Origin of the sequence: Saccharibacillus brassicae (assembly GCF_006542275.1) — a bacterium.
GTDB lineage: Bacteria > Bacillota > Bacilli > Paenibacillales > Paenibacillaceae > Saccharibacillus > Saccharibacillus brassicae.
The window spans coordinates 1621004-1637321 of the sequence record NZ_CP041217.1; the positions used below are offsets into that span (position 1 = coordinate 1621004).

Genomic DNA, 16318 nt, shown 5'->3' on the forward strand with positions numbered 1-16318 from the left:
AAACGTCGTGTCTTCTGTTTTATTTGCCGAGCTTCGCCAGATTTTCCTGCCATTTTCCCGTTTTGTACTCCAGCAGTTGGGCGTAACCGACCTGCTGTGCGTCCTGCTCCGCCTGATCCAGAATAGCCAGCACTTCTTCTTCGCTGCCCGCGTTCAGAATCGCCTGCGCTTTGGCTTTTTCATAGATTTCGCCGACGCTCTGCTCGATGATGCCTTCGTTCGAATCGCCGGCCGGATTCAGGTTGACGAAGGCCGTCGTGTCGTACTGCGTTTTCCACGTAATCTCCGACTGCCATTTCGTTTCCCAACTCTTCTTGTCTTCCGGCAGCGTCGATTCGAACTTCATCTTGGAGTTGTCCACGTAGACCGTATTGCCGACCCACTGGAGATTGACCGTGGAGTTCATCAGTTCGTCGCGGCCTTTGGTGTCCGAAGTGAACGCGTCGGTGAAGATCGGCGCTTCTTCTTCGTCGACGCCGTCCCAATACAGCCCTTCCGGTCCCCACATGCTGATTCGCTGCCCTTCGGGGCCGGTGAGCCAGTCGAGGAAAGCGAAGATCGCTTCCGGGTCTTTGGCCGTCTTCGAGATAACGCTGACGTTCCAGCCGAGCTGGTTGTACGTACCGGGGAAAATTTTGTTTTTGTCCAGACCTTCCTTATGCACCGGCCAGATCATGATGTACCCGGCTTCCGGATCTTCTTCGCTGAGCAGGGAGTCGCCGATCGCCCCGAACTCGGTCGGGCTGGACGCGACGTAGACGGCGGCTTTGCCGGTAATGATCTTCTGCTCTACCTGCTCCAGCGGCTGGGTGAACGCGTCCTGGCTGATCAGCTTGTCGCGGTACAGCCGGTTGGCGTAGACGAGCGTCTCGCGGAACACGTCGTCGGTGAACACCGACGTCAGCGTCTCGCCCGACGGGACGGCTTTCATGCTGAGCGAGCTGTACAGATAAGGCCGGTTCTCCGCAAAAGCCGAACTCATAATGTCGACGCCGCTTGCGGACTGCCCGACTTCGAGCGGCACGACGTCCGGATATTTGTCTTTGACCTGCTTGAGATAGGCGTACAGTTCTTCGGTGGTCTCAAGCTTCGGCGCGCCGAGCTCGTTGTAGATTTTTTTGTTCACCAGATAGCCGGCGTTGCCGTTCGGCTGCGTCGTGTACCAGTTCGGGAACTGGTACAGCTTGCCGTCTTCCGAGCGCAGCATGTCGAGCGTCTCTTCGCCGGCCCACTTTTTGAGATTCGGGTATTTGTCCAGATAGTCGTCGAACGGCACGATCGCACCCGCTTTGCGCAGCGATTCCACGTCGGCGCCGCGTTCGGTCCAGATCACGTCCGGCAGCTCGCCCGACACGATCATCGTGCTCAGCTTCTGCTTGGCGTTGCCGCCGGAGCTGATCGGAACGACGTTGACTTTTTTGTTGGCCTTGATCCATTCCGAAGCTTTGTCTTCGCCCCAGTTCGGCATCGTATACCAGTCGTAATGCCCGTAGAAAGAAAATTCGAGCGGACTTTCGCCGAGTACGTACGCTTCCTGCCCGGACGCTTCGGCCGAGCCGCTTCCGCCTTCGGTTTTGCCCGCCCCGGAAGAACTTCCTCCGCTGCAGCCTGCCAAGACCAACGTCAATGCGAGCAGCGTCGAGCCGACCCGCCGTCCTTTTTTACCGATTCTCATGGCTTTGCCCCCTTCGTCCTCTTGTCTATTCCTTGAGCGAACCGACCAGCACGCCTTTGACGAAATACTTTTGCAGGAAAGGATACACGCACAAAATGGGAATCGTCGCAACCATCATCGTGGCCATGGACAGCGACTTCGACGTCACGGCTTTCATCCGGCTCATCCGTCCCTGGGCTGCCGAGTCCATCTGCGCCATCTGTTCGCTCATGATGTTCGAATTCAGAATCTGCTGCAGCTTCGTCTGAATCGGGAGCAGATCGGCGTTGCTGATATAGATGCTCGGCGTAAACCAGTCGTTCCAGTGATACACCGCCGTGAACAGCGACAGCGTGGCGATAACGGGGCCGGACAGCGGAAGCACGATGCGAAACAGCACGCCCCAGTTGGAACAGCCGTCGATCCGCGCCGATTCTTCGAGCCCCGCCGGAATGCTTTTGAAAAAAGTACGGAAAATGATCATGTTCCACACGCTGATGAGTCCCGGAATGACCATGACCCAGAACGTGTTGAACAGGTCGAGCGAGCGGATCAGCAGGAAGGTCGGAATGAGCCCGCCGCTGAAATACATCGTGACGATGCAGAAGATCATGTAGCCTTTGCGGCCGATCAGTTCCGATTTGCTCATGCCGTAGGCGAAGATCGCCGTAGCCCCGACCGAGAGCAGCGTCCCGAGCAGCGTGCGCAGAATCGAGATCACGAATCCGTTGATCAGCCGGCTGTCTTCGAACACGACCCGGTAATTTTCGAACGTGAACGCTCTCGGCCAGAACGTGATGCCGCCGCGCATCGTATCCGTACCGTTGTTGAAAGAAATCACCGCCGCGTTCCAGAACGGATAGAAAGCGACGAAAGCCATGACGGCGAGCAGCGCGTAGACGACGCCCGTCAGCATGCGGTCTCCGGTTGAAGGTTTCATGCGCAAGCACCCCGCTTTCGATTTACCATAGGCTGTTGCCCGATTTGCGCGCCGCGTAGTTCGCCCCGACCAGCAGGAGCACGCCGAGCAGCGATTTGAACAGGCCCGCCGCCGTCGCGTAGGAATACCGGTTGTTCTGGATGCCGGTCCGGTACACGTATGTATCGAGCACGTCGCCCACGTCCCTCAGGACGGGATTCGAGCCGAGCAGCAGGATGTCTTCGAATCCCGCGCTCAACAGATTGCCGATCGCCAGAATCAGGAACACGATGATGACGGGCATGATCGCGGGCAGCGTGATGGAAAAGATCTGCCTCAGCTTGCCCGCCCCGTCCATCGCCGCCGCTTCGTGCATATGCGGATCGACGCCGGCGATGGCCGCCAGATAGACGATCGAAGCGAATCCGATTTCTTTCCAGACGCCCGTTGTGACGAGAATCGTCCAGAAATACTGCGGCAGGGAAAGGAAGTTGATCGGCTCCTTGATCAGATTCGCGGTCTGCAGCAGCATGTTGACGCTCCCGTTCTCCGTCGACAGCAGCGACATGACGAAGCCGGAGACGATGACCCAGGACAGGAAGTGCGGCAGGTAGCTGATCGTCTGCACGATTTTTTTGAAAGCGCGGCTGCGCACTTCGTTCAGCATCAACGCCAGCAGGATTGGAGCCGGGAACCCGACCAGCAGCTTCAGCAGGCTGATCGCCACCGTATTGCGGATGACCGTCCAGAACTCGGGAGCGTTGAAAAACATTTCGAAATGCTTGAACCCGACCCACGCACTTCCGGAAAATCCGTCGAACAGACTGTAATCCTGAAAAGCCATCAGGACCCCGTACATCGGAATGTAGCTGAACACGAAGATGAACAGCAGCGCCGGAATCACCATCATTTGAAGATCCCACTGCCTGCCAAGCCGTTTGACCAGCGACACCTTCGCTTTTCGTTCCCCGATGGCGGTCCGGTGCGTCGTATTCTGCATATGGACCTCCTTTCCCTCGCATGGTGTAAGTAGGCATCACCGTTGAAGTGACTTTTCCTGACTCAATCTTACTTGGACCCCACCTCTTCGACTCCGCCAAAATGATCGGAAACCGGTACTATCTTACTGCAACACGCATTTATTTTGCCGCGGATCAGTCTCGGCTCGGTGCCGATATGGCGCTTGAACAGCCGGTTGAAATTCGACAGCGTGCGAAATCCGCATTCCATCGCGATATCGACGATCTTCAGATCGGACGTTTCCAGCAGGTGATACGCGTTCTCCAGCCGGATTTGAATCAGATACGTAAGAGGCGAGACCCCGACCGCGCGGCGAAACACGTCGCTGAAGCGGGACGGGCTGAGGTAAGCGAGGGCGGACAGTTCTTCCAGCGTCCAGGCGTGGGCGGGGCGTTCTTCCATCGCGCCGATCACGAGACGGACTTTTTCCAGCTGCGCGACGGAGACGCTGCCTGCCGCCGGTTCGACGTTCTCGCGGCGAAAATGGCGATTCACCTGCACGAAAAATTGCAGCATGTAGGCGTACACGACAGACACGTACGAAGGCCGGGCCGCGTCGTGCTCTTCCTGCAGCGACAGCAGCAGTCCGCGCAGTTCGGGCAGGCGCGGATGGTCGCGGTCGAGCACGTGGGTAAAATAAACGCCCATTTCCTTGAACGGGCTCAAAATGTCGGGATCGGAACGCTGGCTGCCCATGAACCAGGCGGCGTCGAACGTGATGACCTGCATGACCAGCCCTTCTTTCTCGTAGGCGCAGTGCAGCGCTCCCGAATGGATCAGCACGATGTCTCCCGCTTCGAAATCGTACGTGACGCCGTTGATGATGTAATAGCCCGTTCCCGACTTGATCATGTTGATCTCCAGCGCGTCGTGCGCGTGCAGCCTCTGATACTGCGTCGTGACCCCGACCGTGTCCGACAGATGGATCGGATACTCGCGGTGGAATACGACTTTCTCCTTCATTCTTTCCTCTGCTCTTTCTCCGCTTCGTCCCCTATTCTCGCCGACTCGTCCCATACGCTTCTCATCCCTTTCCCTTTGCGCAAATTCGATGATTGTTACTGTATTTTCATTAAAAATTACTGTATCTTACTGATTCTCTCTGAAAAAAGCCCACTTTCCGTTCTACCCCCTCATCGTAGAACCCAACTCCCTCGGCGTCAACATAGATTACATCGCGTTCCCTTTCTCTACTCCTTCACATCAATCTCCCTCTCCTTCCCCTTAAAAAATACAAAAAAAAGACCGCCCGACTCCCAGGCAGCCTTTATCTCTTATCCCTTATCCCTTATCCTTGTCTCTTCCCACTCTTATCCCTTAACACTCTTATCTCTTCACTCTCGTATCCCTTGTCCCTTATCTCTTTACGCTCTTCTCTCTTATCTCTTATCCCTTCCCCTACCCCCACCACAAAGGGAGCCTTGGGCGCTCGCTTCCCCACCCTCGTTGCGCAGGCGAGCCGCAGTCAGCGGAGGGGCGGGGAGAGCCGGAGACCGTGGAGCGGAAGCGGAACATCGCCTTTGTCCCCCGGCTTCCACCCTTCCTGTTCCAATCCAGGGAAGCCGGGGGGCAACAGCGATCGCAGGCCTCACCGCCCCGCAGCGCCTCCCAACCTCAACCTTTCCTCGCCACGGAAGCCCCAAGCCCCAAGCTCCGACGCCCAGCCCCAGGCTCCCATCACACCTTCAAGACTCCAACATCTCCGAAGGCAGCTCCATTTTCCGCGCCAACATGTCTTCGCGCAAAGTCGCCCACTGTTCCCGCGACGCCCGGATCATGCCCGCGTCCATGATGCGCTGATCGTGGATGACGCGCGAGAACCAGCGCACCGCTTCGTTGAACTCGCCCATGCGGCGGCACAGCTCGCCGATCAGGTACATCAGCCGCGCGTCGCTCGGCCCGGCCGCTTCCGTCTCGTAGACGCGGATGTACGAATCGCGCGCGAAGCCGATAAACCGGGCTTCCTGCTCCGCGTTGTCCGCGTAGCGGTACAACCACGCGATATGGTGCAGCAGGCTTGCGACGATGCGCTCTTTGTCCTGAATGACCTGGGCGCAGATCAGCGCAAGCTTGTACGTGTCCAAAGCGGCTTCGAGCGTGCGTTTGCCGCCGTAATCTTTCTTTTTCGGCGCCGCGCCGACTTTTTCCTCGAATCGGCCGCGCTGGATCGCGCTCAGTTTGTTCGCGGAATTTTCGGTAAACGCGAAGCCGCAGTGCGGACAGATCCGCACGACGTAGAAGTCGGGATTTTCATTTTTGTAATGGGCGCAGAAGTCGCTATCCCGCCGAATCGTTTGTTTGAAACTCGGCCGTACGCGGCTCGTTTCGAATTTTTTTTCGCAGCACACGCAGACCGTCGTAATTTGAAACAGCGGATCGATTTCCATAATGATAAGCCCTTCTTTCCTTTGTCTATCGAATTCGGCAGAGAGTCGCGCGACGGACGAACTTCCCCGTTACGGGGTATTGACGAAATGGTAAGCCGGGCCTTTGAGCCGGGCCACGACGAATTCGCGCAGCTCGTCTTCGACGCCGTTCTCCGCGAGCGCCGCGTCCATGCAGGCCAGCCACGCGTCCGCCCGCTCGTTGGTGACGGGAAACCGCATATGCCGCGCCCGCATCATCGGATGCCCGTGCTGCTCCGAATAGAGCGGCGGGCCGCCGAAGAACTGCGTCAGAAATTGATGCTGCCGTTCGATGACCGGCTCGATATCTTCGGGAAACAGCGGGGCCAGCAGAGGCTCGCGTACCACGTTCCCATAAAAAGTCTCAATGATGCGCCGCAGTCCGGGCGATTCGCCGAGCTGCTCGTAGAGGTTTGTTTCGGAGTTCATGTCCATTACCTGCTTTCGCTTCCGATTTCGTTGGAGATGCAACTTGGCCTTGCCCTCATGCGTCTTCGCAGGAGACCTTCTTGTATTATAACAAAATGCGAGCCTTTTCAGCCCGTCTTTGGACCCGTTTGCGGAAAAAACAAAAAAAGCGCCGGGTCTTTGCCCCGCGCCGAATATATGACCGCGTACCCGTCCCCCGGAATGCGCGGCCGCCTGTCAAACCGAAATCTTAGTATCCGCTCCACTCTTCTTCCCCGGCATGTTCCAGGGAAGTGCGAATCACATAGACAAAGGCGCATACCATAACAGCCGTCAAGATACTCATTTGACCACTCCGTTCGTCTTGAATTTAAAGACAACGTGCCTACATTCGATACATCGAATCTGCCAAAAGGCCGAAATTAGAGTTTGGTTTTTTTATTCTATCATAATTTTTCTAAAAATAAACCCATTATGCAACCGCTTTCCAAAAGATCGGGCAGAGAATGAACAAAAAAACTTTTTATGCGACGCGGCTGGTTTGGCATGGTAAAATGTACGGGAACAGGCACCGGCTTGTCTCGGCGGCCGCAAGGCAAAAACCCGAGCAAAGGAGCGTTTAACCGTTGAAATATTATGTACTGGATCGCGGCGACCAACTGTCGATCGATTTAAGCCAACAATTCCATAGACTCGCGGCCGAAAAAGGATTCGAAATGGATTCCGAATCGCCGGAAATCGTCGTGTCGATCGGCGGCGACGGCACGATGCTGCACGCTTTCCATTCGTTTATCGACCGTATTCCGGAGATCGCTTTCGTCGGGGTCCACACCGGCCATCTGGGCTTCTACGCCGACTGGAAAGCGCAGGATCTGCCCGAACTGATCGAATTCATGTCCGGCGCCGGCGAAGGCGGGCTCGGCCCGAAGATCGTCAAGTACCCGCTGCTCGAACTGGAGATCGAACGCAAGTCCGGCACGTCGATCCATACCGTGCTGAACGAGTTCGCGATCAAAGGCGCCGAAGCGACGATGGTCGTGCAGATCGACATCAACGACGAAGTGTTCGAGATGTTCCGCGGCGACGGCATCTGCGTCTCCACGCCGTCGGGCAGCACCGCGTACAACCGGGGCCTCGGCGGCGCGATCATGCACCCGACGCTCGAAGCGCTGCAAATCGCGGAGATCGCCTCGATCAACAACCGCGTCTTCCGCACGCTCGGTTCGCCGCTCGTGCTTCCCAAGCACCATCACTGCGACATTTACTCGCGCAAAGAGCAGCGGCTGCTGCTGACGATGGATCACCGTTACCTGACGATCGACGATCTCGTCTCGGTCCGCTGCCGCGTATCGAGCCAGAAGATCAGCTTTGCCCGTTATCGTCCGTTTCCGTTCTGGAACCGGGTACGCGAAGCGTTCCTGGGCTGAAGGCAAGGCACAAGCCCGCTTCGCTTACCGCCCCGGCAGACACAACGACCCACACCGAACAATCACCACACCGAACAACGACAAAAAGAAGGACCGGCAGCGATGCCGGTCCTTCTTGGCGTTGTAACGAAAATGCAAAGTCCTTGTGGCGGGCACAGCCCAATGGGCCGAACTCAAGCTTACTTCGCCGATTCCTGATCCGGACGTGGATTCGGAGCCGATTCGGCCGGCTGCGGCTGCGTTTGTGGCTGCGTTTGTGGCTGCGTTTGTGGCTGCGTTTGTGGCTGCGTTTGTGGCTGCGGAGCCGGTTGGGCCGGCTCGCGCCGTTCGCCGCCTTGCCGTTCGCTGCTCTGGCGTTCGCCGCTTTGGCGTTCGCCCGCGTCGCGAACCTGCGGCTTGGGCCGGGATTCGCCGCCGCGATCTTCGCGCTTGCGGTTGCGGTTGTTCGAAGACGGGCCTGCTTCGCCGCCGGAAGCTTTGCCCTTGTCGGCGCCTTGTCCCTGCGGCTGGCGGTTCGGACGTTCGCCGCGCTGGCCGTTCTTTTTGCCCGGATGGCCCTGCGTTTTGTCCTTCGTCTCGCGCTCCGTCGATTCCGAAGTGCGCGATTCACCGCGCGAGCTTTTGGAATCCCGCCCGCCCCGATGGTCTTTGCGCTCTTTGGGAGACGTATGCTCGCGGGTTTCCTTCGCGGCTTCCTGCACTTTGTGCGATTCGCGAGTCTCCCGCACCGGCTCTTTCATCTCGCCGAGGTCTTCGTACAGCGCCGCTTCTTCCGGGTCCTTCACGTCGCGCATGTCTTTGACCTTGCGCAGAACGAAGTAGGCGCACCCGAAGTTGCAGTGCTCGGTAATGTAATCGGTCGTAAAAGAAACCTGGGACTCTTTCGCCACTTTGGGATGCCCGTCCCGGTACATGCCTTTTAGCCGAAGCTGGTTATATCCCCAATCGCCGACGATGTAATCGTAGCGTTCCAGAATTTCGCTGTAGCGGCCGCGGAACGCTTCCGCATTCCAGCCGTTTTTGTGATTGATCATGACTTCGTACACTTTGCCGCCAATCTGAAACAAAAAATTCCCCTCCCCTGCCGAAACGATAGCTGTGGTCAATCTCTATATGATTCTGGCCGTATTCAATAAAAGAACTGCGCAAGTCGATACGTGGATTTGTGAAGCTACACCCATTATAACGGCGGCGGTGCAAAAAACCAATACGGGATTGCGCGCGGAGACGCCCCGGAGCCGGGGCTGCGGCGGCAGCGTTCACGGTCCGACGCGGCTGCGGTACTCCCGGGGCGACACGCCGGTGATCCGTTTGAACACGCGGGAAAAGTAGAACAGGTCCCGGTAGCCGAGCCGTTCCCCGATTTCTTTGACGCTTAGGTCGGTGTTCAGCAAAATATGACCCGCTTCCGCCACGCGCAGCCGATGCACGAATTCATTGAACGGATAGCCGGTGTAGGCGTTCACGATCCGGCGCAGCGTCGAGACCGAGACGTGATGCCGGGCCGCCGTATCGGAGACGGTCGGCGGCAGATGCAGCCGCGACTGGATGTCTTCGATCACGGTCTGCGCCAGGTGCCCGCGCCTGTCCGCCCCCTGCCCTGCGCCGCCCGCCGCGATCTCGTACGCCAACTGTTCCAGCAGCATGGCCGCACGGTCGAGATTGTCCGGCGTTCCGCTGCCGACGAGGCGCAGCAGGCTCTCCATCCGCTGCAGCAGCACTTCGTCCACCGCCAGGCGGTGCACCTGCCCGCGCGGAGGCAGCCAGTCGCGCTGCCATTCCTCGACCCGTTTTCCTTCGGCCGTCACGTAATATTCGTCCCAGTATCCGCCCGGGTCGGGACCGTAATCGAACGACGCGCCCGGATACAGGCAGAACCACGAGCCCGCCCGGACCCGCTGCGTCTCTCCGCCGTCGATCCGGTAATGCCCTTCGCCGCCCGTGATCAGCACGATTGCCCAATCATGGAACGTCGCCTGTTCCCGCTGAAGCGTTCGCCCCGGCAGATGTCCCGCGTTGACCAGCGTGATCGATTTGATCCGGCGGCGGGCGGGATCGATCGGCGGAGAGAAGACCCGGATCGGGCTCTGGCTGATCGTATAGTCCATATACTGAGTCATCCTGAACATTTTCTCCTTTGCTCCGCTATGTTAAATTAGACCTGTGCAATCCCCTATACATGAACAAATATAACATAAGAATCCGGAAAGGGTGACTTCGACCATGGAAATTGTACGCATCGGATTGATCGGCTGCGGGTCCATCTCCGACTCGCATCTTCAGGCTTACGCCGCCAACCCGCAGGTCAAATTGACCGCGGTGTGCGACTTGAACGAGGAACGTGCCCGGCGGACAGCGAAGCAGTACGGCATTGACGGCGTCCATACCGATTATCGTCAACTGCTCGCCGACCCGAATATCGACGCCGTCAGCATCTGCACGTGGAACAACTCGCACGCGGAGATCAGTATCGCGGCGCTGCGAGCCGGTAAAAACGTCCTGTGCGAAAAACCGCTCTGCAAAACGGTGGACGAAGCGCTGGCGATCCGCCAGGCGGTCGAAGAGACCGGACGCGTGCTTCAGGTCGGCTACGTGCGGCGGCATGCGGCCAATATCGAAGTGCTCAAGCGTTTTATCGATGCGGGCGATCTGGGCGAATTGTATTACGCCAAAGCGAGCCTGATCCGCCGCCTCGGCAATCCGGGCGGCTGGTTCGCGGACGAAGAACGTTCCGGCGGCGGTCCGCTGATCGATATCGGCGTGCACGTCATCGATCTGTGCTGGTATCTCATGGGTAAGCCGGCACCGGTCTCGGTCAGCGGCAACACGTATCGCAAACTCGGCAACCGCTCGAATATCGAGAACTTCTCGTATTACCAGGCCGCCGATTTCGATCCTTCGCTCAATACGGTCGAAGACATGGCCAATGCGCTGATCCGGTTCGAGAACGGAGCTTCGCTTATGGTCGACGTCAGCTTCTCGCTGCATGCCCGCAAAGATTCCGCGCAGATTGCCGTATTCGGCGAGCGGGGCGGCGCGGAGATCGAACCGGCGCTGTCGATCGTGACCGAGCAGCATAATACGATCCTGAACATCGACCCGCAGCTCACGACGCCGGGCTTCGACTTCGTGGACAGCTTCAAGCGGGAAATCAACCATTTCGTCGATCTGTGCCAGGGCAAAGGCGACAATCTGTGCCCGGTCGACGACGGCGTAGCCATGATCCGGCTGCTGAACGCGATCTACCGCTCGGCCGAAGAAGGCCGGGAAATTCGTCTGGACGGGGAGGATGCCCAATGAACGCACAATCGACGAACGGGACTCCGGGCCTTTCCAACAAAATCGGCGTGATCGTCGACAGCTTCGGGATCGGCGTGACGGAAGGATTGAGAAAAGCAAAAGAGGTCGGCGCCGACGGCGTGCAGATCTATGCGGTGTCCGGCGAGATGGACCCGGCCGTCCTGACCGGTTCCAAACGGCGCGAACTGCGCGACTTCATCGGCAGCCTCGGCCTGGAAATATCGGCGCTGTGCGGCGATCTGGCCGGCCACGGCTTCCAGGATGCTTCCGTCAACCCGGAGAAGATCGAGAAATCGAAACGCATCCTGGACCTTGCGCTTGAGCTCGGCACGAACGTGGTCACGACCCATATTGGCATCGTGCCCGAAGACCGCGGCGGAGCCATTTACGACGCGATGCACCGGGCGTGCGAAGAACTGAGCCAATACGCAAGCAGCCGGAACGCCTATTTTGCGATCGAGACCGGTCCCGAGCCGGCCGCCCATCTCAAAAGCTTCCTCGATACGCTCGGCACCAACGGCGTCTCCGTCAATTTCGATCCGGCCAACATGGTGATGGTCACCGGCGACGATCCGGTGCAGGGCGTGCGCCTGCTTCGGGATTACATCGTGCACACGCACGTCAAAGACGGCCGCCGCCTGCGCGAAGTCGATCCGAAAAAGGTATACGGGTATCTCGGCTTCGGCGAGATGGACCACGCGGACATCGCCGATATGGCTTCGGGCGGCGCGGACTTCGTCGAACTGCCGCCGGGCGAAGGCGACGTGGACTTCGACGCCTACTTCCGGGCGCTGCAGGAGATCGGCTATACGGGCTACCTGACGATCGAGCGTGAAGTCGGCCGCGATCCGGCGGCGGATATTGCCGGAGCGGTGCGCTTCATCGAGCGCTATCGTTAAGCTCCCGGCTGCGCTATACTCAAACAGAAACCTTTCGTTTATCGAATATTCCATTTGACGGGGAGTGGCTGCACGATGAAACTCGGCATCAGTTCATACAGTCTGTATCAAGCCATGCAGCAGGGCCGCATGACGATCGGCGAAGGCATGGGTTGGGCGGCCGGAATCGGAGCCCGGCATATCGAGATCGTCCCGGGGCTCGGCTTCGGGTTCGACGAAGCCGGCGTGCTGGAGAGGCAGCTTGCGCGGCGCGCCAAGGAATTGAACCTGGAGCTTTCGAACTACGCGATCGGAGCGAACTTCATCACGGAGAGCGAAGAAGACTATGAAGCGGAAATCGTCCGCGTTCTCGCCGAAGTCGATCGCGCCCATCGGCTGGGCATCCAGCTGATGCGCCACGACGTCGCTTCGCGCGAAGACACTTCGATTCTTCGCTTCAACGAAGACTTGGAGAAGCTCGCGTCCGCCTGCCGGCGAATTGCCGACCACGCCGCCGGTTACGGCATTACGACAAGCGTCGAGAACCACGGCTATTACGTGCAATCGAGCGACCGGATTCAGACGCTCGTGCAGGCCGTCGACCGCCCGAATTTCAAAACGACGCTCGACGTCGGCAACTTCGTCTGCGTCGACGAAAACCCGCTGACCGCCGTCCGCAACAATCTGCCGATCGCTTCGATGGTCCATATCAAAGACTTCTATATCCGTCCGGCCCGCCTCAATCCCGGCGAAGGCTGGTTCCGCAGTTCGGGCGGCAGCTACCTGCGCGGCGCGATCGCCGGTCAGGGCGATCTCGACCTGTACGAGATCCTCGCCCACGTCAAAGCTTCCGGCTACGACGGCTTCCTGTCTATCGAATACGAAGGCATGGAAGACTGCCTGAACGGCACGCGGATCGCTTTCGACAACGTGCTGCGCATCTGGGACGAAGTGTGACGGGACGGAGTGCCCGGCGGGACGGCCGACATGCATGCCGGGCGAATCCGGCTGGTCCGCATGCTCGCGAATGAACCAAAAGCCGCCTGCGCCCGGACAGACGTCCCGGGCTTACCCGGCACGATAAAAAGGACTTGAGCCGCGGCTCAAGTCCTTTTTATTTCTCGCGCTGCGGCCTAGAGCAGCAGCCGCGCCCTACGGCAGCAGCCGCTGCCGCACCGCTTCGAACAGAAGCACCGAAGCGGCCATCGCCACGTTCAGCGATTCCGCCCGGCCGGGCATCGGGATGATGACCTTCTCGTCCACGAACGCCTCGACTTCCGGCGAGACGCCGCCGCCTTCGCTGCCGAACACGAACCAGGTCGCGCCGCGGTAATCGGCTTCGTAGCAGCCGCGGTCGGCCTGCAGGCTCGTGCTGACGATCTTGGCCGACGCTTCGCGCGCCAGGGGCAGCAGTTCGGTCAGATCGCCTTCCACGATCGGCAGATGGAACAGCGATCCCATCGTCGAGCGTACCGTCTTGGGATTATACATGTCCGCGCAGCCCCGGCCGACGATAACGCCCGCCGCGCCCGCCGCGTCGGCGGCGCGGATGATCGTGCCCACGTTGCCCGGGTCCTGCACGCCGTCGAGCACGGCGACGAGGCCGTGCGGCACGCGCAGCAGATCGGCCGGCTTCGCGGCGGACTTGCGCACGACCGCGAACACCGGCTGCGGCGTGCGCGCTTCGGTGCATTTGGACACGATCGCCGCCGAGACGGCGATCCATTCCGCCGCGCTGCCGCCCTGCGCGCTGGCGGAGAGTTCTCCCGGCACGCCGAGCGCCGCGTCGTAAGCGACGCATTCCACGTCGGCTTCGGCGCGCAGCGCTTCCTGCACCAGATGCACGCCTTCCACGAGGTATTTTCCCTGACGGTCGCGGTGCTTTTTCTCCAGCAGGCCGGCCCATTCTTTCACGCGGGCATTCGCCGTCGATTCGATCTGCGCATGTCGCATACGTTTCGCCCTCCGCTTATTCAAATTGAAAGGTACCGCCGCGGGGCGATACCTTTTTTGGGTTTATCCGTGTTTGTCGAACGCAAGCTCCAGCCGCACCAGATCGTCCCGTTCGCCGACGATAACGAGCACATCGCCTTCCCAGAGACGGCCGTGCGGGTCCGGGGAGATGTTCATCTTGCTGCCGCGGCGCACGGCGATCACGTTGCAGCCGTACTTTTGCCGCAGATTCAGCTCGATCAGGTTGCGGCCGACCATCCGCGCCGGGACGAGCATCTCGAAGATGCTGTAATCGCCCGACAGCTCGATATAATCGAGGATGTTCGGCGACGTCAGATTGTGCGCAACCCTTGTACCCATATCGCGTTCCGGGAAAATGACTTTGTCCGCGCCGATCTTGCTCAGCACTTTGCCGTGGAGTTCGTTCTGCGCTTTGGCAATGATCATCGGCATGTTCATTTCCTTGAGAATGAGCGTCGTCAGGATACTCGCCTGAATATCCTGGCCGATCGCCACGACGACCACGTTGAAGTTGCGGATGCCGAGCGCTTTGAGCGCTTCTTCGTCCGTCGAATCCGCCGACACCGCATGCGTCACGATATTCGAGATCTCCTGGGTCCGCTGCTGGCTGGCGTCGATCGCCAGCACGTCGAATCCCATTTGGCTGAGCGATTTGGCGATGCTTGATCCGAATCGGCCCATACCGATGACCGCGTACTGTTTTTTGCCTTTCCCCATCCTGCTTCAGGCCTCCTTGAGATCAGGGCGCCATTTCCAGGAATCGGGCGTCCGGATTTTTATCGATAGCGGTACGCATGGCATACTCGTTTTCGAACAGCGCGACATAGTTGCCTTTTTTGTCTTTGACGAGCGTGGAGTTGATCCGGAATTTCGAAGGATCGATCTCCGGGGCGACGATCCAGCGCGCGAATTGGAACGACTGGCGCTGAAGCTGCACGTCGACGCCGTACTCGTTTTTCATCCGGTACTCGAACACTTCGAACTGGAGCTGTCCGACTACGCCGAGGATCGTGTCGTCGAAGCTTACGGTGCGGAACACCTGAATGGTGCCTTCTTCCGTCAGCTGGTCGATGCCTTTTTGGTACTGCTTGTGCTTGAGCGCGTTTTTGGCCGTGACCTTGGCGAAAATCTCCGGCGAGAACGTCGGCAGCTCTTCGAATTCGAAGCTTTGTCCTTCCACCAGCGAATCGCCGATCCGGAAAATGCCCGGGTCGAACAAGCCGATAATGTCGCCGGCGTAAGCCGTCTCGACGATATCGCGGTCCTGCGCCAGAAACTGCTGCGGCTGGGCCAGCTTGATGTCTTTGCCGACGCGCACGTGCTTGACGCTCATGCCGCGCTCGAACTTGCCGGACACGATGCGCAGAAACGCGATCCGGTCGCGGTGCGCCGGGTTCATGTTGGCCTGGATCTTGAACACGTAGCCGCTGAACTTCTCGCGGACCGGTTCGATCTCGCCTTCCGTGCTGCGGCGCGGCGCCGGCTTGGGTGCCAGCTCCAGGAAGTTTTGCAGGAACGTCTGCAGGCCGAAGTTGTTGATCGCGCTGCCGAAGAAGACCGGAGTCAGCTCGCCGCGTTTCACTTTTTCGTAATCGAACGGATCGCCCGCCACGTCCAGCAGCTCAAGTTCTTCCACCAGCTGGTTCGCATGGTATTCGCCGGCCATCTCTTTGATGATCGGATCGCGGTAATCTTCGACTTTTTGGACTTTGATCTGCGAATGGTCGTCGCCCTGGAACAGCTCGACCTGATTTTTCATCCGGTCGTAGATACCGTTCAGCTCGCGCCCCATGCCGATCGGCCAGTTCATCGGAACCGAGCGGATGCCCAGCACCTGCTCCAGCTCTTCCATCAGGTCGAACGGGCTTTGGCCTTCGCGGTCGAGTTTGTTAATAAAAGTAAAGATCGGAATGCCGCGCTTCGCGCACACCTGGAACAGCTTGATCGTCTGCGCTTCCACGCCTTTCGCCACGTCGATCAGCATGACCGCGCTGTCGGCCGCCGTGAGCGTCCGGTACGTGTCTTCGCTGAAGTCCTGGTGACCCGGCGTATCCAAAATGTTGATGCGGTGACCGTCGTAATCGAACTGCATGACCGAGGACGTAACGGAGATGCCCCGCTGTTTCTCGATTTCCATCCAGTCGCTCGTCGCGTGCTTGCTTGCTTTGCGGGCTTTGACCGTTCCGGCCAGACGAATAGCGCCGCCGAAGAGCAGAAGCTTCTCCGTCAGCGTCGTTTTCCCGGCATCCGGGTGAGATATAATGGCAAAAGTTCTGCGTTTGTCGACTTCATCGCGCAAAACCTTTTCATCGGCTTGGTTCATGTTCACGTTC

15 protein-coding genes are annotated in these 16318 nt (G+C 59.0%); 4 read left to right on the forward strand and 11 right to left on the reverse strand.

What is annotated here, in order from left to right; translation table 11 throughout:
• Positions 1-19 precede the first annotated feature (19 nt).
• The 6 genes from FFV09_RS06660 to FFV09_RS06685 all read right to left on the reverse strand — a co-directional run bounded on the left by FFV09_RS06660 (position 20) and on the right by FFV09_RS06685 (position 6427).
• A complete protein-coding gene (locus tag FFV09_RS06660) occupies positions 20-1675 on the reverse strand; it encodes an extracellular solute-binding protein (protein WP_141447135.1) in 1656 nt (551 codons plus the stop codon).
• Between the two features lie 25 nt (positions 1676-1700).
• Positions 1701-2594 carry a carbohydrate ABC transporter permease gene (locus FFV09_RS06665; protein ID WP_141447136.1) on the reverse strand — a complete coding sequence of 298 codons (894 nt, stop codon included), beginning with the start codon at positions 2592-2594 and terminating at the stop codon, positions 1701-1703.
• Positions 2595-2616: 22 nt separating this feature from the next.
• Positions 2617-3483 (reverse strand): ABC transporter permease, encoded by an 867-nt coding sequence (locus tag FFV09_RS06670; protein ID WP_425472306.1) that lies wholly within the window; start codon positions 3481-3483, stop codon positions 2617-2619.
• A 158-nt stretch (positions 3484-3641) separates the two neighbouring features.
• Positions 3642-4556 carry an AraC family transcriptional regulator gene (locus FFV09_RS06675; RefSeq protein WP_141447138.1) on the reverse strand — a complete coding sequence of 305 codons (915 nt, stop codon included), beginning with the start codon at positions 4554-4556 and terminating at the stop codon, positions 3642-3644.
• 722 nt (positions 4557-5278) lie between these two features.
• Complete coding sequence (locus FFV09_RS06680; protein ID WP_141447139.1) at positions 5279-5980, reverse strand: DUF2225 domain-containing protein; 702 nt, start codon at positions 5978-5980, stop codon at positions 5279-5281.
• A 69-nt stretch (positions 5981-6049) separates the two neighbouring features.
• A complete protein-coding gene (locus FFV09_RS06685) occupies positions 6050-6427 on the reverse strand; it encodes a globin domain-containing protein (protein ID WP_141447140.1) in 378 nt (125 codons plus the stop codon).
• Positions 6428-7032: 605 nt separating this feature from the next.
• On the opposite strand from FFV09_RS06685, the gene FFV09_RS06690 reads away from it, so the two are divergent.
• Positions 7033-7833: an NAD kinase gene (locus FFV09_RS06690; RefSeq protein ID WP_141447141.1), complete on the forward strand. Its 801-nt coding sequence runs from the start codon at positions 7033-7035 to the stop codon at positions 7831-7833.
• Positions 7834-8012: 179 nt separating this feature from the next.
• Here FFV09_RS06690 and FFV09_RS24100 read toward each other — a convergent pair whose 3' ends face one another.
• Positions 8013-8900, reverse strand: a complete 888-nt coding sequence (locus FFV09_RS24100; protein WP_246098496.1) for a YutD family protein — start codon at positions 8898-8900, stop codon at positions 8013-8015.
• A 192-nt stretch (positions 8901-9092) separates the two neighbouring features.
• Complete coding sequence (locus FFV09_RS06700; protein ID WP_141447142.1) at positions 9093-9953, reverse strand: helix-turn-helix domain-containing protein; 861 nt, start codon at positions 9951-9953, stop codon at positions 9093-9095.
• A gap of 103 nt (positions 9954-10056) precedes the next feature.
• Between FFV09_RS06700 and FFV09_RS06705 the strand changes: the two genes are divergently transcribed.
• The 3 genes from FFV09_RS06705 to FFV09_RS06715 all read left to right on the forward strand — a co-directional run bounded on the left by FFV09_RS06705 (position 10057) and on the right by FFV09_RS06715 (position 12968).
• On the forward strand, positions 10057-11133 hold the full coding sequence (locus tag FFV09_RS06705; RefSeq protein ID WP_141447143.1) for a Gfo/Idh/MocA family protein: 1077 nt from the start codon (positions 10057-10059) through the stop codon (positions 11131-11133).
• Positions 11130-12032: a sugar phosphate isomerase/epimerase family protein gene (locus FFV09_RS06710; RefSeq protein ID WP_141447144.1), complete on the forward strand. Its 903-nt coding sequence runs from the start codon at positions 11130-11132 to the stop codon at positions 12030-12032. The genes FFV09_RS06705 and FFV09_RS06710 overlap by 4 nt, the downstream gene beginning before the upstream one ends.
• A 75-nt stretch (positions 12033-12107) precedes the next feature.
• Positions 12108-12968: a sugar phosphate isomerase/epimerase family protein gene (locus FFV09_RS06715; RefSeq protein WP_141447145.1), complete on the forward strand. Its 861-nt coding sequence runs from the start codon at positions 12108-12110 to the stop codon at positions 12966-12968.
• 195 nt (positions 12969-13163) lie between these two features.
• On the opposite strand, the gene FFV09_RS06720 is transcribed toward FFV09_RS06715, so the two are convergent.
• The 3 genes from FFV09_RS06720 to FFV09_RS06730 all read right to left on the reverse strand — a co-directional run bounded on the left by FFV09_RS06720 (position 13164) and on the right by FFV09_RS06730 (position 16308).
• A complete protein-coding gene (locus tag FFV09_RS06720; RefSeq protein WP_141447146.1) occupies positions 13164-13964 on the reverse strand; it encodes a TrmH family RNA methyltransferase in 801 nt (266 codons plus the stop codon).
• A gap of 63 nt (positions 13965-14027) precedes the next feature.
• Entirely contained in the window at positions 14028-14702 is a 675-nt protein-coding gene (locus FFV09_RS06725) for a potassium channel family protein (RefSeq protein ID WP_141447147.1), read from the reverse strand.
• Between the two features lie 22 nt (positions 14703-14724).
• Positions 14725-16308, reverse strand: a complete 1584-nt coding sequence (locus FFV09_RS06730; protein ID WP_141447148.1) for a peptide chain release factor 3 — start codon at positions 16306-16308, stop codon at positions 14725-14727.
• Positions 16309-16318 lie beyond the last annotated feature (10 nt).